The sequence below is a fragment of the Pantoea ananatis PA13 genome (genome assembly GCF_000233595.1).
In the GTDB taxonomy this organism is placed as follows: domain Bacteria; phylum Pseudomonadota; class Gammaproteobacteria; order Enterobacterales; family Enterobacteriaceae; genus Pantoea; species Pantoea ananatis.
The window spans coordinates 3,615,381-3,632,435 of the sequence record NC_017554.1; the positions used below are offsets into that span (position 1 = coordinate 3,615,381).

Consider the following 17,055-nt stretch of genomic DNA (forward strand, 5'->3'; position numbering starts at 1 on the left):
CTTGCCGCCCGAAAGCGATTACGCTTCTGAAGCGGGATGCGTTTTTATCCAGTGCTCGGCAATCTGCTGCCGGGTACAGATCCACACATCCTTATGCTGCTGAATGTGGTCAAGGAAGTTTTGTAGCGCGCGGAATTTTCCCGGGCGCCCTAACAGGCGGCAGTGCATCCCCACCGACATCATTTTGGGCGCGGTCTCGCCTTCTTCATACAGCACGTCGAACGTATCGCGCAAATACGTGAAGAACTGCTCTGCGGTGTTAAAGCCCTGGGGCGATGCAAAGCGCATATCGTTACATTCGAGCGTATAGGGAATGATCAGATGCGGTTTTACCGTACCATCCTGACAGGTAACCTGCGTCCAGAAGGGCAGATCGTCGCCATAATAGTCGCTGTCGTAACTGAATCCGCCCTGTTCGACCACCAGACGACGCGTATTCGGGCTGTCGCGTCCGGTGTACCAGCCCGTCGGCGCCTGACCAAACAGATCCGTTAACACATCCACCGCCTGCTGCATGTGCTGACGCTCGGTTTTAGCATCGATGCCCTGATAGTGGATCCAGCGCCAGCCGTGACTGACCACGTCGTACTTCGCCTGTTTAATGGCGTCTACGATTTCCGGATGACGCGCCAGGGCCATCGCCACACCGAACACGGTGAGGGGCAATCCCCGTTTCTGAAACTCGTTATGAATGCGCCAGAAACCGGCTCGGGAACCGTATTCATACAGCGATTCCATCGACATGTGACGATCGGGATAGCTGGCGGCACCAATGATGTCAGACAGGAACTGCTCTGAACCCGTGTCGCCATGTAACACGCTGTTCTCGGCCCCCTCCTCGTAGTTGAGCACAAACTGCACCGCCACCCGCGCTTTTTTGGGCCACGCCGCATGAGGAGGATTCGCGCCGTAACCGATTAGATCGCGCGGGTAATTTTTATTGAAGCTGTAGGTTTTCTTATCCTGGCTTTCAGTCATAACTTGCATCCTGTCGGTGAACGGGAACATCTGCTTAGTTTAGGTGCTGAAAGGCACCCGAGAGGGGTTTATGTAAAGGATAAGCCAAATCGCCCTGTTTGCTGGTGCCAAATCCCAGCGCCACCAGCGATTCCACCATTTTTACCGCCGCACTGACGCCATCAATCACCGGCATCTCCAGCTCCTGTGTGAGCGACGCCGCCAACGTTGCCATGCCGCCGCAGCCTAAAACAATCGCCCCACAGCCATCTTCCCGTTTTGCCTGTATACAGCGCTGGCGCACTTTCTCCTGTGCCAGCCCGCTGCCATCCTCCAGCGCCAGCACGGGTAAATCGATAGCATGTAAGGCCGCACAATGGTGGGTAAAGCCATACTGCTGAAGTAAATGTCGTGCGATGACCAGCGTGCGCGGCAACGTGGTGACGATCGAGAAACGCGTTGCCACCAGTGTGGCCGTATGCATGGCCGCTTCTGCGATGCCGATGACCGGACCGCTGGCCAGTTCACGTGCCGCCAGCAGTCCCGGATCGCCAAAACAGGCAATCACGTGGCCACTGACGCCCTGTGCTCTGCCAAGTTTCACCTGCTCCAGTACGCCTATCGCCGCAATCGCCTCATCGAAATGCCCTTCAATGGAGGGCACGCCCTGCGAAGGGCACACGGCGAGGATGTCCGTACCGGGCGCGGCAACGGCGCGGGCGGCCTGACCGATGGTTTCCGTCATCGCCTGGCTGGTATTAGGATTGATAACCTGAATCAGGCTCATGATACGGCTCCTTTGTGACCCGAAAATAGCCGGGTGAAATCGGGCAAGGTTTCGCCGCCGCGTTCGAAATGCAGGCTGGAAACAATGTGTTCAAAGTGGTGCTGCAGTGAGTCAGTGAGCGGCACCAAGGCCTTTTCACGTAGCAGCTGTAACAAACGATCGTGATCATCACAGCGACAACCGCGTTGCCACGGCGCGCCCCATGCGGCAATCACCAGAGACGATCGCTGCGCCAGGCGCGTAACAAGATCGGTTAACACCTGATTGCCGGAAATCGCCTGCAGCTGAATATGAAATGCCGCCGAGAGACGAATCGCCGCAGGGCCATCGTGATGTTCGATGGCCGCCTTTTCCTGGGCGACCAGCGCAGCCAGCCCGGCAAGGTGAGGCGGCTGCATATGTTCCAGCACAGCGGGAAGGTTGGCGCACTCGAGTAAACTGCGGGTACGAAAAATATCACGGGCTTCATCAACGCCGGGCGTAGCAACATGTGCACCACGTTTGGGCGTAAGCGTAACCATTTGCACCGCAGCAAGGCGCTGCAACACTTTACGGATGCCCGTGCGGCTGACGCCAAAGACCTCTGAAAGCGCCTCTTCCGGCAATTTGCTGCCGGGCGGCAGTTGGTGTTCAACAATGGCGTTCATTAACGCCTGATAGATAGGTTCATCTTTATCATGCAGATCGGCCGCCGTTCTCTGGCCCTTTTCACTCTTCATTACCTGCTCCGGTAAACAGCGTTGCGTCACTTATCGTATACGTTAAAAATAAATTTTGTATACAAAAAACAAATTTGGCCTGGATCCTGCAAAGTCATTTCACAAGGTTATTTTATTCATGTCTTTGAGAGGAGCAGGTTTCATGCCAAATCATTCAACGGTGAGTAGCACATCGGCCTCTGAAGCCGGGAAAGCATACAGTCCAAAGCTATGTAATGAAGACCTGGCGCCTACGCGCCATCAAAACTGGTCCTGGTACAACATCTTTTCTTTCTGGATGTCGGACGTACACAGCATGGGCGGCTATGTGGTAGCGGCGAGCTTCTTCACGTTGGGCCTGGCGAGCTGGCAGGTGCTGCTCTGCCTGTTGGCGGGGATCTGCATTGTTCAGCTCTGCGCCAACCTGGTCGCTAAACCGAGCCAGATGGCCGGTGTGCCTTATGCGGTTATTTGTCGTCAGGCATTCGGTGTTTTCGGGGCTAATATTCCGGCGGTAATCCGCGGCCTGATTGCATTTGCCTGGTACGGTATTCAGACCTGGCTGGCGGCAAACGCGCTGATGCTGGTGCTGCTGAAGTTTTACCCGTCGCTTGAAAGCCTGACCCACAGCCACTGGCTTGGTTTATCGCAGCTGGGCTGGTACTGCTTTGGCGTGATGTGGGTTCTGCAGGCAATGGTGTTCTGGCATGGCATGAGTGCGATTAAGCGCTTTATCGATATCGCAGGCCCCGCAGTGTATGTGGTGATGCTGGCACTGGCGGGCTGGATTGTATACAAAACCGGTTTCGACGGTATCTCCTTTACGCTGGCCAGCAAGTCGCTGTCGGCAGGCGAACAAACCTGGCAGATGATTACGGCAACGGCATTAGTGGTGTCTTACTTCTCAGGCCCGCTGCTGAACTTTGGTGACTTTTCCCGCTATGGCAAAAGCATGGGCGAGATCCGCCGGGGTAACCGCTGGGGACTGCCGTTCAACTTTCTGCTGTTCTCCATCGTGACCGTTGTCATTGTATCGGGCACTCAATCCCTGTTTGGCAAAATGATTACCGATCCTATTGAAACCGTCAGCATGGTCGGCAGCGATTTAGCCGTGGCGATTGGCTTACTGACCATGATCACCGCAACGATCGGTATCAACATCGTGGCGAACTTTGTCTCGCCTGCTTTCGATTTTTCAAACTGTTCGCCGCAGAAAATCAGTTTCCGCACCGGTGGCATGATTGCGGCAGTCGGATCGGTCCTGCTCACACCGTGGAATCTGTTTCAGTCTCCTGAACTGATTCACTACACGCTCGACGTACTGGGTTCGTTTATCGGCCCGCTGTTTGGCATTCTGTTAGCCGATTTTTATCTGATTAAGGGCGGCCGTATTTCAGTAGACGATCTGTTTGATGCCACACCGCAGGGGCGCTACTGGTATCGCGGTGGATTTAACCCGAAGGCCATTATCGCTTTGCTGCCCTCAGTCGCTATCTGTCTGGTGATCAGTTTTATCCCTTCCCTGCATCAGGTGGCCAACTTTAGCTGGTTTATCGGCGTGGCGCTGGCGGCAAGCTGCTACTGGTTAGTGGCGCGAGAAAAGCAGACCGAGCAGAAAGACCTCACTATGCCTGCCGGCACGGTGGTCATGCAGAAGGAATAACGCCCTGTTCAGACGCAGTATGACTGTACAATAACCATATAAACGACTCTGACTGGAGTCGTTTTTTTTAATAGCCGAACACCGGATCGCCTTGATGGCGAATACTGCCGACTGTTTGGCGCGCCAGCCCTGACCGCCCCAGATAATGTTCGTGGGTGAATACGCGCTCATCCTGTTTGCCCCCCTCTCCCTTTCGTGCAAAAGCGCCGTGTGCCCGTTACCCCCTGTCTTGACCTGCTAGAAATTTGCAGTGACAAGGCATTTAAAATCAGCGAGATAAGTCATTAAACCCTCTGCGTATCCCGGCGTCGCGGTAACGAAAGAACGCGGGATTCCCACACCCGATAACATTCATTTCAAAATAAAAAAGATTCAAAATGAAAGTTAAATGATTTATTTGTGATCTATATAAAATATTTATGCTTTTTAAACGACTATATTTTCTGCGTGTTAAGACCTAACCAACGTGAAAATCCGGGCAACCTTAAAAGGAGCGGCACATGATTGATGCAATCACCTTTGGTGCGGAATGGTTTATTGGACTGTTCCAGAAAGGAGGTGAAGTTTTTGTCGGCATGGTGACAGGAATTTTACCTTTGTTAATTAGTTTATTAGTCGTAATGAACGCGTTAATCCGATTCGTAGGGCAACATCGAATTGAACGGCTGGCACAGAAATGTGCGGGAAATTCTGTATCACGCTATTTGCTTTTACCGCTTATTGGCACCTTTGTTTTTTGTAACCCGATGACACTCAGCCTGGGGCGATTTATGCCCGAGAAATATAAGCCAGGATATTACGCGGCCTCGTCATACAGTTGCCATTCAATGAATGGGTTATTTCCGCACGTGAATCCGGGTGAACTCTTCGTTTATTTAGGGGTTGCCAGTGGCCTGACAACCCTGGGCTTACCCCTGGGCCCTCTTGCTGTCAGCTATTTTCTGGTTGGGCTTTTTACTAACTTTTTTCGCGGCTGGATTACCGATCTCACCACCAGCCTGTTTGAAAAAAAGATGGGCATCAAACTCGATAAAAACGTTCAGCTCTAATAAAGGCGGAAAATAAAATGACGACACAAATCCGTATCGAAAAAGGAAGCAGCGGTTGGGGCGGCCCTTTACAACTTGATATAACACCCGGGAAAAAAATTGTTTACATCACCGCCGGCGCCCGACCGTCAATCGTGGACAGGATTAGTGAAATCACCCATTGGGAAGCCGTAGATGGTTTCAAACAAGGGGAACCGCCAGCCGATGAAATTGGTCTGGCCATCATCGATTGTGGTGGCACGCTGCGTTGTGGTCTTTATCCCAAACGCGGTATCCCCACCGTGAATATCCATGCGACAGGAAAGTCCGGACCGCTGGCACAATATATCCTGGAAGACATTTATGTCTCTGGCGTTAAGCCTGAGAATATCAGCATCGTCAATCGCGAGGATCACGGCAGTAAAGACGTCATTCACACCCATGACGAAAAACGTGCTGCCCCCGCGCCCCGTGGCGCGGGCGCGGGCGCGGGGAAAGATTATGACTCGAGTAAAAAAATTACCGAGCAAAGCGACGGTTTACTGGCAAAAATTGGCACAGGAATGGGGACCGTCGTTGCCGAATTTTTCCAGGCCGGGCGGGATACTATTGATACCGTACTCAAGACCATCCTCCCTTTTATGGCATTTGTGGCGGCCATCATTGGCATCATCATGGCCTCAGGTTTGGGCGATATGATTGCCCACGGGCTGACGCCACTCGCCACCAATCCTCTTGGCTTAATCACGCTGGCCTTAATCTGTTCCTTTCCGCTCCTGTCGCCGTTCTTGGGGCCGGGCGCCGTGATAGCCCAGGTTATTGGTGTACTGATCGGCGTTCAAATCGGACTGGGTCATATTCCGCCCCATCTTGCCCTGCCAGCCCTGTTTGCCATCAATGCACAAGCCGCTGCAGATTTTATTCCTGTGGGTTTATCGCTGGCGGAGGCGAAACAGGACACCGTGCGCGTGGGGGTTCCTTCCGTTCTGGTCGGCCGCTTCCTGACCGGTGCCCCTACCGTGCTGATTGCCTGGGCAGTCTCTGCCTTTATTTATCACTAAACGCCCCCCTTCTGGAGAAAAGTCATGACGCACTTTGAAACCGAAATAATCAAAGTGGGCATAAACGCCCACGATGCGCTGCTTGAAAACATGATGATTTTATTTCGGGAAGGCGCACCCGCCGATATTCAGGATTATTGCTTTATCCACCAGCATGGCACGCTGACGGGGCATCCTGTCACGGGTTCAACCCTGCAGCTGGGAGAACGGTGTTATGCCGTGACGGCCATCGGTGAGGTCGCGATCGAAAACTTGCGCGAACTGGGCCATATCACCGTTGTTTTCGACGGGCAGCCAACCGCGCAACTGCCTGGTTCAATCCATGTTAGTGGAAAAGCGCCCGACAGAATTACGACGGAAACATCCGTAAAACTCTTTGCATAGGAGCGAGTTATGTCTGAAGTTGCTGTGGTTATCGGTGGTGGGCAAACGCTGGGGGCATTTCTGGCAAAAGGGCTGGCCGAAGCAGGTTACCGCGTTGCCGTCGCGGATTTGAAAGGGGAAAACGCCCGAAAGGTCGCCTCAGAAATTAACGCCGAATATGGCGCCGATCGGGCCGTGGGTTTTGAGGTTGATGCAACAGATGAGGCGAGTGTTATTGCGCTTGCTGGCAATATCGATAAGGTCTTTAAACAGGTCAATGTGATGATTTACAGTGCCGGCATGGCAAAAGCGTCCTTTGTCACTGATTTCGCCTTAAAAGATTTTGAAATATCTTTGCAGGTCAATCTGGTTGGGTATTTTCTCTGTGCACGTGAATTTTCCCGACTGATGATTCGCGATAATATTCCGGGCCGCATTATTCAGATCAATTCGAAGTCGGGAAAAACAGGCAGTAAACATAATTCGGGCTACAGCGCGGCTAAATTTGGCGGCGTGGGATTAACACAGTCACTGGCCCTCGATTTAGCGGATTATGGCATCAGAGTACATTCGCTGATGCTGGGTAATTTGCTCAAATCGCCGATGTTTCAGTCTCTGCTTCCTCAGTATGCAAAAAAACTGGGCATCTCGCCCGAGGAAGTTGAAGCCAGCTATATTGCAAAAGTGCCACTCAAGCGCGGTTGTGAATACCAGGATGTGCTGAACGTCTTGTTGTTTTATGCAAGTGACAAGGCCTCATATTGCACCGGGCAGTCTATCAATATCACGGGCGGCCAGGTGATGTTCTGATTGCCCCCTTCAATATCGCTGGCCTGGTATGTTGGCCTTGCTCAGGAGACGAAGATGAGTAGCGGGATAATTGCTGTAGCACTGTTGGCATGGCTGGCCCATTCGTTGTTTGGCTGGTATCAGTTACGACGCTTTAACCATATGCTGGAGGGGTTATTTCAGCAAGGTCGGGTTGGCATCGGGCGATCGGCTTCAAACCGCTTCAACGTTAAACCCCGCGTAATTATCGCAGTCGCGGTCAATTCCGAAGGACGAATCCTGGCGGCTGTCATTATGAAAGGCTTCACCGTTTTTGCGCGTCCACATGCTTTGCCTTTGTTAACCGACTGTTATCTTGATGATATCGATGCGAAAAAAATTTTTCCCGAACGTGAAACGTGTCAAAAAGCCTTACTTTCCGCCATATCAATGAAAGAGTGATGTGTTAAATTGAAAGCAGGATGAAAATTTTAGCGCTGCTTTAATTTTGACAAAACCCCTTTCAGATAAGGCGTTACTGATGAAACCGCAACAAAGACAGGAAGCTATCCTTGCCTATCTCCAAAAAAATGGCAAAACCACCATTGGCGATCTGATCGACTATTTCAAAGCAACAGGCACGACGATTCGCAAAGATCTGACCGAAATGGAAAAGCGCAGCGAGGTGATTCGTATTCACGGTGGCGTCATTCTGAGCCATGAAGAAGGCGATCAACCTATCGACCATAAAACGCATATCAACAGTGACAGAAAAAGGCACATTGCTGAATCGGCCATACAGCTGGTTAACGATGGTGATTCGCTAATCCTGGATACCGGCAGCACCGTGCTTCAAATGGTCAGGCATCTCAAACCCTTCAATAACATTACCGTCATGACAAACAGCCTGCACATTGTGAATGCGTTAATGGAATTAGATGGCGATCAGACCATTTTAATGCCCGGCGGAACGTTACGAAAAAAGTCCGCCTCATTTCATGGCGGACTTGCCGAGTCAGCCTTCCGCTCTTTTAACTTCGATAAGTTATTTATTGGCGCCGATGGTATTGATTTGGATATGGGGATCACCACCTTTAACGAAGTTCATGCCGTCAGCACGTCGATGTGCGCGGCGGCTGACAGGATTATTGTTCTTGCTGATTCATCCAAGTTTGGTCGTAAAAGCCCAAATGTGGTGTGTAGTCTGGATAAGGTGGATACCATTATCACGGATGCCGGTATTACGCCTCATTACCTTCAGCGACTCGTGGACAAAAAAATCAACGTCATTGTCGCAGGAGGGGAGGATGAAGAATAAAGAGGTGCTGCTCGAGTATGCCAGAGAGGCGCTGTCGCTTGAAATTGCCGAGGCTCAGAATCTGTTTCACAGCTTAGATGACGCGTTTATCAATGCGTGTGAATTAATTCTGCAATGTCAGGGCAAAACGATTGTTTCTGGCATCGGTAAATCTGGCCATATTGGAAAAAAAATCGCCGCTTCGCTGGCCAGTACCGGCACTCCCGCTTTTTTTGTGCATCCTGCTGAAGCCTTGCATGGCGATCTGGGCATGATCACTTCGCAGGACGTGTTTATTTTTATCTCGAATTCCGGCAGCGCGGCTGAATTACAGATTATTGTTCCTGCCCTTAAGGCGCTCAACGTTCCCATTATTGCGATCACTAATGTCGCCCACTCCTTTCTGGCCCAGCAGGCCAACCACGTACTGCATCTTGCTGTTAATCGGGAAGCCTGCCCGATGGGGCTTGCGCCCACGTCGAGCGCCGTGAATACCCTGTTATTGGGTGACGCTTTGGCAATGGCGCTGATGCGTTCACGTAATTTTAATGAGGAGCAATTTGCCCGCTCCCATCCCGGAGGCAGCCTGGGCGCTGGCCTGCTTAATTCGGTTGCGCAATGTATGCGAAAAGGCGAACGCATTCCTCGCGTAAATAAAAACGCCTCCGTGTTAGATGCCATGGAAGAACTGACCCGTACCGGTATGGGGATTGTGATTGCCTGTGATGACGACAACGCTATCGAGGGTATTTTTACTGACGGCGATCTGCGCCGCGCGCTGTTAGCTGGTAAAAAGCTGGACGATCGGCTTGATCCTCTCCTGACGCGCCCCGGCTACAAACTGGCCGAACACCTTAGCGTTGCGGCCGCTACGCAGAAATTATATGACCGACGCATTAGCGCGGCGCCAGTCGTCAATCAACAGGGTCAGTTAGTTGGAGCCATCAATCTCTATGATTTGCATAAATAACATTTATTTAGCCCGTTTTTAATCTATCAGCCACCTGGGAGGGAATATGGAATTGTATATCGATAGTGCAGATACGTTAGCTATTCACGATCTGGTCAACGTTTTACCCGTTAATGGCGTGACCACCAACCCTTCGCTCGTCGCCAAATCTGGCGTCGAACTGACGAAGTTAATCAGCGAGCTACGCACGATTTTAGGGGAAGAGAAGCTTATCTTTGCTCAGGTTCTGGCAAAGGATACACCAACGATTATTCGCGAGGCGCAGTACCTCCATGAGCTGTGCGCCAATATGGTCGTGAAAATCCCCGTCGACCGGGCCGGACTCGCCGCGATTACCCAGTTGAAACAACGTAACATTCCTACTTTAGGCACGGCGATTTACTCTACCTCACAGGCGATGTTGGCGGCCTTTGCTGGCGCTGATTATATTGCGCCCTATTTCAACCGTATGGAAAATAATAATATCAATGCAAAGCAGGCCGTTTCAGATATGCAGCAATTTATTCAACTGCATAAGATGGAGTGCAAGATATTAGCAGCCAGCTTTAAAAACACGACGCAGGTAGCGGACTGCATGCTCTCTGGCGCGGCGGCTGTCACCTTACCTGTCGATGTGATGTGCGAAATGTTTAACTCCCCTCTGGCAAAGCATGCCATTGATGATTTCAGTCATGACTGGAATCGGGCGTTCAACCGTTTGCAGTTAATGATTTAGTGGTGCGAAGATGTTAATCGTGCTGGCGTGAGACAACGTTTTTATTTGGCAGCATTAATACTTTGGTTGCCTGAATGAAAGGAAATTGTTTCGGAGTTTTCGACGCTAGAAAACTAAAAACGCCATGCTGATAACCAGCATGGCGTCGAAATTTGGCGGAACGGACGGGGCTCGAACCCGCGACCCCCTGCGTGACAGGCAGGTATTCTAACCAACTGAACTACCGCTCCGCGCTTTGTTCCCCGTCGGGAACGAGGCGAATATTAATCACAACAAGAGTACGCGTCAACGCTTTTCCCCGTGCAATATTCTGTTTGCTGCTATTTTCGCCCCAATGTTGATTTTACACACAAATCTTTGCGACTCAGGCGCGCCACAGACAGCTGCCGCCCTTCTTCATAATGAGATCTAACCGGGACTCATGCTGGTTAACTTCCTCATCGCTGGCGGTAACCACACGCAATCCCGAGCTGGGGCGAGCAATACGCTGAATACCTTCGCTCTGCTGCTGACGTGCTCGTTCCTCTTCCGATGAGAACGACAGCGAAGTTTGCCCGCCGGTCATCGTTAAGAAAACTTCGGCCAGTATCTCGGCATCCAGCAGTGCGCCGTGCAGCGTACGCTTGCTGTTATCTATTTCGTAACGTGAGCACAGCGCATCAAGGCTGTTGCGCTTGCCGGGAAACATGCGGCGCGCCATTGCCAGGCTGTCGGTAATCTTGCAGAAGGTTTCGGTTTTCTCAATACCGCGCTGCAGTTTACCGAATTCGTAATCCATAAAGCCGATATCAAACGACGCGTTATGAATCACCAACTCCGCACCGCGGATGTAATCGAGAAACTCATCGGCAATATCGCTGAAGGTCGGCTTATCCAGCAGGAATTCATCGGCGATACCGTGAACGCCAAACGCTTCAGGATCCACCAGCCTGTCGGGCTTGAGATACATATGGAAGTTATTGCCCGTCAGGCGGCGGTTAATGACTTCGACGGCACCAATCTCAATGATGCGGTGACCTTCATAATGTACCCCGATCATATTCATACCGGTGGTTTCAGTATCGAGAACAATTTGACGGTTATTTGCAGTGCTCATAGGCCTCGTTTTATGTCAGACTTGGCGTTTTGTCAGAAGGAAGTCTACCAGAGATGCGTAAACAGGTAGAGATTTTCACCGATGGATCTTGTCTCGGCAACCCGGGCCCCGGTGGTTATGGCGCAATTTTGCGTTACGGGCAGCATGAAAAAACCTTCAGTGCGGGTTATCGCCTGACGACCAATAATCGCATGGAGTTAATGGCGGCCATCGTGTCACTGGAAGCCCTGACGCAACCCTGCGATGTGGTGTTAAGTACCGACAGTCAGTATGTGCGCCAGGGTATTACACAATGGATACACAACTGGAAAAAGCGTGGCTGGAAAACAGCTGAGAAGAAGCCGGTTAAGAACGTCGATTTGTGGCAACGGCTGGATACCGCGCTCAGCACACACCAGATTCAGTGGGAATGGGTTAAAGGTCATGCCGGCCATCCCGAAAACGAACGTTGTGATGAACTGGCGCGCAGCGCAGCGAACAACCCGGCCTTTGATGATATTGGCTATCAGCCAGAATCCTGATCTTTGACGTGTCGGAACTGGCGCGTCGCGTTGACCGTCTGGGGCAATTGTCTTTTGCTCAGGCTCATCCGCGCCTTGGTGGGCGTAAGGGGAAAACTTCGTTTACGCGCCACAACAATGTTCAGGCAACCTAACGCGGGAAGATGGGCGCTGATCATTTTCCCCCCCTGCCGATGCCAGGGCAGCACCTGGAAACGCGTGCGGTAAACCACTTCGTAATTCAGTAAGCCCAGCCAGTCCAGTAATCGCATCTGACTAAACATCCGGCTGCTCCAGGGCGCTTTACGCTGGATGCCCGGCACCATCTTACTGATGCCCAGCAGACTGAACGGATTAAAGCCACTGATGATCATCCAGCCGTCATCGATCAGAACGCGATCAACCTCGCGCAATATCCGGTGCGGATCCTGACTCCAGGATAACGTGTGGGCCAGTAAACAGGCATCAACAGACTTCGATTCAAACGGCAGCTGTGCCGGATTTGCCAGCACCTGTAGCTGTTCCCCTTCAGTGCCTACACTGACCTGATGTGAGATAGCACAATTTTCTGTATTGATTTCTGCGCTGAGGTTGCCAAGCTTAAGCATATGAAAGCCGTACAGCTTTCCCAGGTAAGGCTGAAGCTGCTGTGTAAGCGCATCGCGGAAATAGACGCCCCAGGGCATATCGTGCCATGAGCGTGGCGCGTTCAGGATTTGGCGTGTTTTAGCGGGCTTCATGCTTTACCATTTTCCTTTTTATACGGCCAGCGAGAGGTATCTATGAATCTTACCAGTATTCCTGCATTACAAGATAACTACATCTGGACGTTAACAGATGACAACGGAAAATGCCTGATTGTCGATCCCGGTGAAGCTCAGCCGGTACTGGAGAAGATCAAAGCTAACGGCTGGCAGCCTGAAGCGATTTTGTTAACCCATCATCATAATGACCACACAGGCGGTGTTAAAACCCTCTGCGAACATTTTCCTGACATTGCCGTTTATGGTCCGCAAGAAACAGCGGACAAAGGTGCAACCATTCGGGTCAGCGAAGGGGATAAATTCAACGTTCTGGGTCTGTCTTTCGAGGTTATCGCTACGCCAGGACACACTTTAGGACATATCTCATATTACAGTTCGCCTTATCTTTTCTGCGGTGACACTCTGTTTTCGGGCGGCTGCGGTAGATTATTTGAAGGTACGCCAGAGCAAATGTTTGAGTCTTTTCAAAAGCTTAACCAACTCCCAGAGGATACCCTGGTGTGCTGTGCACATGAATACACTTTATCCAATCTGAAGTTTGCTGCTGCAATTTTACCCCACGATCCGCAAATAACGGCTGAATACCATAAAATTAAGGACTTACGGGCCGAAAATCGCATTACTTTACCTACAAAACTGGCTCACGAGCGTGTGATAAATTTATTTCTCAGAACGCAAGATCCTGATTTACAACATGCTTTGAGCGTTGATTCAGAGGTAGAGCCTGTATGGAAGACATTTGCCGTTCTACGCGAGAAGAAAGACCGTTTTTGATTTTTCAGGTTGTGTTGTGAAGGACCGTCACGTATAGTTGCTCGTCTTTTAAGCGAACTATTGACACACACATGAAGGCTAAAGCGATATTACTCGCCTCGGTCTTGCTGGTAGGATGTCAGGCATCACGGAATGACGCCAATATCCCCGAACAGCATGCACAGAGTCTGTCTTCAGCTGGTCAAAGTGAAAATGGAAAGTACGGTGATCGACTTTTATCGCCGCGATGGCAGGAAGATGGAACTGGCCTCGCAGAAGATAGTGATCTCTGGAGTTTCATTAGTGACGAGTTGAAGATGGGGATTCCGGAAAACCCCCGGATCCGCGAACAGAAATTAAAGTTTTTAAAAAATAAGAGCTATCTCCACGATGTAACATTACGGGCAGAGCCGTACATGTACTGGATAGTCGAGCAGATTAAGAAACGTAAGATGCCGATGGAACTAGTACTGCTACCCATAGTGGAGAGCGCTTTTGATCCTCACGCAACGTCATCTGCAAATGCCGCTGGCATCTGGCAGATTGTTGGCAGTACGGGTCGAAACTATGGTTTAAAACAAAACCGTTACTACGATGGTCGTCGCGATGTTGTCGCTTCAACCAAAGTAGCGCTGGATATGATGCAGCGTCTAAATACCATGTTCGGTGGTGACTGGCTTCTGACAGTTGCGGCCTACAACAGTGGCGAAGGACGTGTGCTCAAAGCGATTAAGCAGAACAAGGCACGCGGTAAGCCTACCGACTTCTGGCATCTTTCGCTTCCACGTGAAACGACGGTTTATGTTCCAAAAATGTTGGCCTTGAGCGAGTTGCTTAAGAACAACAAGCGTTACGGTATCAAACTGCCGACACCTAACGAAAACCGTGCACTGGCACGTGTTGAAGTGGGTCAGCAGATAAAACTGACGCAAGCCGCTGAAATGGCCGGTATGTCGCTCACAAAGTTGAAGAGCTTCAATACCGGGTATAAAGGCGGTGCGACAGCACCTAATGGGCCACACTACATTATGGTGCCGAAAGCTAACGTCGCACAGTTGCGGGATTCACTGGCTTCCGGTGATATCTCTGCAGTGCAGCCCACCCAACTGGCAAAGGCCAGTAATGATGGTGGCTACAAAGTGCGAAGCGGCGATACCCTGTCGGGCATTGCCAATAAGTTAGGCGTCAGCGTTGCAACACTGAAGCAGCAAAATAACCTGCGCAGTGCCAGCATTCGTCCGGGCCAGATACTGACCGTCGGATCGAGCGGCACGAGCCTGGCGGATAATGGCAACAGCATCACCTATCGTGTTCGTAAGGGTGATTCTCTTGACAGTATCGCCCGTCGTCACGGCGTGAATATTAAAGACGTGATGCGCTGGAACAGTGTTGTGAGTAATGCAAAAGATATTCAGCCTGGCGATGAGCTAACGTTGTTTGTTAAGAATAACGCAACGCCAGATACCTGATACGTTGAAAAGGCTGACAAATGTCAGCCTTTTTTCTTATTCGATTCTTCTGCACTTTGCATGATCTCCCGGCGTTTCGCCCTCTCCTCCTGACAGAACGCCTCTCCGCGATTCTCCTCACCGACTGGCGTTAAATTCGACCAGTAAGGGATTATGATCGGATGCGCGCGTCACCAGCACTGACGCCTCACTAACGTGCATGTCGCGATAGAAGACGAAATCTAACGGCCGGCCAAAGGCTTTACGTCGATGATCCGCGGTGAACATCACCTCTTCCAGCTGCATCTGATGAGCAAACCGGTAAAGCGCGTTAATCCGTTGACGACTCCACGCATTGAAATCGCCAGCCATGATAACCGGACCACGGTGGTGAACGATCTGTTCGCCAATAGGCCCAAGTTGTTTACTGTAGACATCCACGCCCAGACTAAAGTTTACGGCATGAATGTTGACTACCATAAGCGTTTCACCCGTGGGTAACGGATAGGCCGTGACTAAAGCCGATTTAGAGAGCCTCAGAAGCGGCTCTCGCTCACGCAAAGGGCAACAGTAGACTGGGTGAGCGGAAGCCAGTGTCATCACGCCAGAGGGATGCTGAGGCAACACGAATGCCGGAACCTGATCGGCCGCCAGATAGTTGCTGGTCGCAAACCGGATAAGCTCTGGCGTGGTTTGCGCTTCCTGGAGCAGAACCAGATGCGCATCTTTACCAAAGCCTTCCAGTACGGACATCCAGTCGGCACGCTGCTGTTTAAAGATATTCCATACCAGCACTTTAAGATTGGGGTGAGCGGGGAGCGGCGCGCCGGGAGGCAGCGCCTGGCCGAGATGAAACATTGCACCCGGGGGAAAGATCCTCTCCGCTGGCTGTCCGGCTACATATCTCATCGCGTAGGTTTTTTTGCGCACTTTCCCGCCTGGCTAATCGTTCAAAAAGTCGTATGACTTATCTGTTATAGGGATTTTAGTACGCGGTTTCAATAGATGCTGCCGATTGTTCCAAACCCACTCTGTTTATTTTAATCATAACGGGCTGTATTGATACGCTGTCTTGTGGGCCGGTCTGCTCAAGCGCGGCATAATTTATCATCTGTCTTATCGGGAAAAAGCCTTTCGCGCCAAGGGGCCAGGTCAGTGCTGTGCTTTAATAACAGTTCTATCGGCCTACAGGCTATTTGGCGTGAAGAGACACCATGAAGGCATCGTCTGAAGAACTGAAAGTATTTGTGAGCGTGGTTGAAAGTGGAAGCTTCAGCCGGGCTGCCGAGACGTTAGAGATGGCCAACTCTGCCGTAAGCCGTACGATTAAGAAGCTGGAAACTAAGCTGGGGCTGGCCTTACTTACGCGAACGACCCGCAATCTTGCATTAACGCAGGAAGGGGAACGTTATTTTCAGCAGGTCCAACATTTTCTTCAGGTGATGACCGCGGCGGAAAACGAGTTGATGGAAAGCCGTGATGTGCCCAAAGGGCTGTTGCGGATAGACGCAGCTACGCCAGTCATATTGCATCTCATCATGCCGATGATAAAGTCCTTTCGGGAACGCTATCCGGACATCGCGCTTTCGCTGATTTCTTCTGAAAACTTTATCAACCTGATTGAGCGAAAAGTCGATGTGGCAATTCGGGCAGGCAGCCTGACGGATTCTGGCCTCAGAGCGCGACTGCTTTTTATTAGCTATCGCCGTCTCATTGCCTCTCCCGACTATTTGAAAAAACACGGTATACCTTTGCGGGCGGCCGATCTGGATAATCATCAGTGTCTTGGTTTTATTGATGCACCGCGCCTTAATCGTTGGCCTGTGGCCTGTGAAGGCGGCGAACTTTATGGCATTCGTTCTGAGCTCGATTCAAATAGCGGAGAGACCATCAAGCAGCTTTGCCTGGAAGGGAATGGTATCGCCTGTCTGTCAGATTACATGGTGCATAAAGAAATTGAAGAAGGCAGCCTGGTGGAGATCATGGCCGATCAGCGTTTGCCGGTTGAGATGCCCTTTAACGCCGTGTATTACAGCGATCTCGGCGTAACCCAGCGCGTGCGTGCCTTTATTGATTTTCTCAGTGAGTGGGTGGTCAGACAGCCCTGGCATGTGCAAAACGATTTGCAGCAACACCTCTCTATAAAGCCCTGAAGGGCTGTGCTCGCTACAGCCTGTGAGACGTTGC

Annotated in this window: 19 protein-coding genes and 1 tRNA gene; 13 read left to right on the plus strand and 7 right to left on the minus strand. The window is 51.2% G+C overall.

Annotation, left to right across the window (positions count from 1 at the left end; translation table 11 throughout):
- Positions 1–18 precede the first annotated feature (18 nt).
- The 3 genes from puuE to PAGR_RS17215 are packed head-to-tail and all read right to left on the minus strand — an operon-like array spanning position 19 to position 2,463.
- Positions 19–978, minus strand: a complete 960-nt coding sequence (gene puuE, locus PAGR_RS17205; RefSeq protein ID WP_014606528.1) for an allantoinase PuuE — start codon at positions 976–978, stop codon at positions 19–21.
- A 34-nt stretch (positions 979–1,012) separates the two neighbouring features.
- Positions 1,013–1,744, minus strand: a complete 732-nt coding sequence (gene hpxA / locus PAGR_RS17210) for an allantoin racemase (protein WP_014606529.1) — start codon at positions 1,742–1,744, stop codon at positions 1,013–1,015.
- Positions 1,741–2,463: a GntR family transcriptional regulator gene (locus PAGR_RS17215; protein ID WP_014592984.1), complete on the minus strand. Its 723-nt coding sequence runs from the start codon at positions 2,461–2,463 to the stop codon at positions 1,741–1,743. The genes hpxA and PAGR_RS17215 overlap by 4 nt, the downstream gene beginning before the upstream one ends.
- Positions 2,464–2,605: 142 nt before the next feature.
- Here PAGR_RS17215 and PAGR_RS17220 point away from each other — a divergent pair, with 142 nt between their 5' ends.
- The 9 genes from PAGR_RS17220 (at position 2,606) to PAGR_RS17260 (ending at position 10,307) form a co-directional block, all read left to right on the plus strand.
- Positions 2,606–4,105, plus strand: a complete 1,500-nt coding sequence (locus tag PAGR_RS17220) for an NCS1 family nucleobase:cation symporter-1 (protein WP_014606530.1) — start codon at positions 2,606–2,608, stop codon at positions 4,103–4,105.
- Between the two features lie 500 nt (positions 4,106–4,605).
- Positions 4,606–5,154 (plus strand): PTS glucitol/sorbitol transporter subunit IIC, encoded by a 549-nt coding sequence (srlA, locus tag PAGR_RS17225; RefSeq protein ID WP_014606531.1) that lies wholly within the window; start codon positions 4,606–4,608, stop codon positions 5,152–5,154.
- 17 nt (positions 5,155–5,171) lie between these two features.
- Complete coding sequence (gene srlE, locus PAGR_RS17230) at positions 5,172–6,194, plus strand: PTS glucitol/sorbitol transporter subunit IIB (protein WP_014606532.1); 1,023 nt, start codon at positions 5,172–5,174, stop codon at positions 6,192–6,194.
- Positions 6,195–6,218: 24 nt separating this feature from the next.
- Entirely contained in the window at positions 6,219–6,578 is a 360-nt protein-coding gene (locus PAGR_RS17235) for a PTS glucitol/sorbitol transporter subunit IIA (protein WP_014606533.1), read from the plus strand.
- A gap of 9 nt (positions 6,579–6,587) precedes the next feature.
- Positions 6,588–7,367: a sorbitol-6-phosphate dehydrogenase gene (gene srlD, locus PAGR_RS17240; protein ID WP_014606534.1), complete on the plus strand. Its 780-nt coding sequence runs from the start codon at positions 6,588–6,590 to the stop codon at positions 7,365–7,367.
- Between the two features lie 54 nt (positions 7,368–7,421).
- Positions 7,422–7,787 carry a transcriptional regulator GutM gene (locus PAGR_RS17245; protein ID WP_014606535.1) on the plus strand — a complete coding sequence of 122 codons (366 nt, stop codon included), beginning with the start codon at positions 7,422–7,424 and terminating at the stop codon, positions 7,785–7,787.
- A gap of 79 nt (positions 7,788–7,866) precedes the next feature.
- A complete protein-coding gene (gene srlR / locus PAGR_RS17250) occupies positions 7,867–8,643 on the plus strand; it encodes a glucitol operon DNA-binding transcriptional repressor SrlR (protein ID WP_014606536.1) in 777 nt (258 codons plus the stop codon).
- Positions 8,633–9,592, plus strand: a complete 960-nt coding sequence (locus PAGR_RS17255; RefSeq protein ID WP_014606537.1) for a KpsF/GutQ family sugar-phosphate isomerase — start codon at positions 8,633–8,635, stop codon at positions 9,590–9,592. Before srlR ends, PAGR_RS17255 begins: the two co-directional genes overlap by 11 nt.
- A gap of 46 nt (positions 9,593–9,638) precedes the next feature.
- Positions 9,639–10,307 (plus strand): transaldolase family protein, encoded by a 669-nt coding sequence (locus tag PAGR_RS17260; protein WP_014606538.1) that lies wholly within the window; start codon positions 9,639–9,641, stop codon positions 10,305–10,307.
- Between the two features lie 153 nt (positions 10,308–10,460).
- On the opposite strand, the gene PAGR_RS17265 is transcribed toward PAGR_RS17260, so the two are convergent.
- Positions 10,461–10,537: transfer RNA gene (locus PAGR_RS17265), tRNA-Asp, on the minus strand.
- Between the two features lie 134 nt (positions 10,538–10,671).
- Complete coding sequence (gene dnaQ, locus PAGR_RS17270; protein ID WP_014606539.1) at positions 10,672–11,403, minus strand: DNA polymerase III subunit epsilon; 732 nt, start codon at positions 11,401–11,403, stop codon at positions 10,672–10,674.
- A 53-nt stretch (positions 11,404–11,456) separates the two neighbouring features.
- Here dnaQ and rnhA point away from each other — a divergent pair, with 53 nt between their 5' ends.
- On the plus strand, positions 11,457–11,924 hold the full coding sequence (gene rnhA, locus PAGR_RS17275; RefSeq protein ID WP_014606540.1) for a ribonuclease HI: 468 nt from the start codon (positions 11,457–11,459) through the stop codon (positions 11,922–11,924).
- Here rnhA and PAGR_RS17280 read toward each other — a convergent pair.
- The gene (locus PAGR_RS17280; RefSeq protein WP_013024720.1) at positions 11,909–12,643 is read right to left on the minus strand and encodes a class I SAM-dependent methyltransferase; all 735 of its coding nucleotides are present in this window, start codon (positions 12,641–12,643) and stop codon (positions 11,909–11,911) included. The two genes, rnhA and PAGR_RS17280, sit on opposite strands and share 16 nt — an antisense overlap.
- A gap of 42 nt (positions 12,644–12,685) precedes the next feature.
- On the opposite strand from PAGR_RS17280, the gene gloB reads away from it, so the two are divergent.
- Both gloB and mltD read left to right on the plus strand, forming a co-directional pair.
- Positions 12,686–13,441, plus strand: coding sequence for a hydroxyacylglutathione hydrolase (gene gloB / locus PAGR_RS17285; protein ID WP_014606541.1), 756 nt, complete (start codon positions 12,686–12,688; stop codon positions 13,439–13,441).
- A 71-nt stretch (positions 13,442–13,512) separates the two neighbouring features.
- Positions 13,513–14,889: a murein transglycosylase D gene (gene mltD / locus PAGR_RS17290; protein ID WP_013024718.1), complete on the plus strand. Its 1,377-nt coding sequence runs from the start codon at positions 13,513–13,515 to the stop codon at positions 14,887–14,889.
- Positions 14,890–15,006: 117 nt separating this feature from the next.
- Here mltD and PAGR_RS17295 read toward each other — a convergent pair whose 3' ends face one another.
- Positions 15,007–15,798, minus strand: a complete 792-nt coding sequence (locus PAGR_RS17295; RefSeq protein WP_014606543.1) for an endonuclease/exonuclease/phosphatase family protein — start codon at positions 15,796–15,798, stop codon at positions 15,007–15,009.
- Positions 15,799–16,082: 284 nt separating this feature from the next.
- Between PAGR_RS17295 and yafC the strand changes: the two genes are divergently transcribed.
- Positions 16,083–17,021 carry a DNA-binding transcriptional regulator YafC gene (yafC, locus tag PAGR_RS17300; protein ID WP_014592977.1) on the plus strand — a complete coding sequence of 313 codons (939 nt, stop codon included), beginning with the start codon at positions 16,083–16,085 and terminating at the stop codon, positions 17,019–17,021.
- Positions 17,022–17,055 lie beyond the last annotated feature (34 nt).

Excerpts from the sequence above, each read along its gene's own strand:
- PAGR_RS17245 (WP_014606535.1), top strand. The coding sequence starts at position 7,422 with ATGAGTAGCGGGATAATTGCTGTAGCACTGTTGGCATGGCTGGCCCAT.
- hpxA (WP_014606529.1), bottom strand. The coding sequence starts at position 1,744 with ATGAGCCTGATTCAGGTTATCAATCCTAATACCAGCCAGGCGATGACG.
- dnaQ (WP_014606539.1), bottom strand. The coding sequence starts at position 11,403 with ATGAGCACTGCAAATAACCGTCAAATTGTTCTCGATACTGAAACCACC.
- srlE (WP_014606532.1), top strand. The coding sequence starts at position 5,172 with ATGACGACACAAATCCGTATCGAAAAAGGAAGCAGCGGTTGGGGCGGC.
- PAGR_RS17215 (WP_014592984.1), bottom strand. The coding sequence starts at position 2,463 with ATGAAGAGTGAAAAGGGCCAGAGAACGGCGGCCGATCTGCATGATAAA.
- yafC (WP_014592977.1), top strand. The coding sequence starts at position 16,083 with ATGAAGGCATCGTCTGAAGAACTGAAAGTATTTGTGAGCGTGGTTGAA.
- srlR (WP_014606536.1), top strand. The coding sequence starts at position 7,867 with ATGAAACCGCAACAAAGACAGGAAGCTATCCTTGCCTATCTCCAAAAA.
- PAGR_RS17235 (WP_014606533.1), top strand. The coding sequence starts at position 6,219 with ATGACGCACTTTGAAACCGAAATAATCAAAGTGGGCATAAACGCCCAC.
- srlA (WP_014606531.1), top strand. The coding sequence starts at position 4,606 with ATGATTGATGCAATCACCTTTGGTGCGGAATGGTTTATTGGACTGTTC.
- srlD (WP_014606534.1), top strand. The coding sequence starts at position 6,588 with ATGTCTGAAGTTGCTGTGGTTATCGGTGGTGGGCAAACGCTGGGGGCA.
- gloB (WP_014606541.1), top strand. The coding sequence starts at position 12,686 with ATGAATCTTACCAGTATTCCTGCATTACAAGATAACTACATCTGGACG.
- mltD (WP_013024718.1), top strand. The coding sequence starts at position 13,513 with ATGAAGGCTAAAGCGATATTACTCGCCTCGGTCTTGCTGGTAGGATGT.
- PAGR_RS17280 (WP_013024720.1), bottom strand. The coding sequence starts at position 12,643 with ATGAAGCCCGCTAAAACACGCCAAATCCTGAACGCGCCACGCTCATGG.
- PAGR_RS17220 (WP_014606530.1), top strand. The coding sequence starts at position 2,606 with ATGCCAAATCATTCAACGGTGAGTAGCACATCGGCCTCTGAAGCCGGG.
- PAGR_RS17255 (WP_014606537.1), top strand. The coding sequence starts at position 8,633 with ATGAAGAATAAAGAGGTGCTGCTCGAGTATGCCAGAGAGGCGCTGTCG.
- PAGR_RS17260 (WP_014606538.1), top strand. The coding sequence starts at position 9,639 with ATGGAATTGTATATCGATAGTGCAGATACGTTAGCTATTCACGATCTG.
- puuE (WP_014606528.1), bottom strand. The coding sequence starts at position 978 with ATGACTGAAAGCCAGGATAAGAAAACCTACAGCTTCAATAAAAATTAC.
- rnhA (WP_014606540.1), top strand. The coding sequence starts at position 11,457 with ATGCGTAAACAGGTAGAGATTTTCACCGATGGATCTTGTCTCGGCAAC.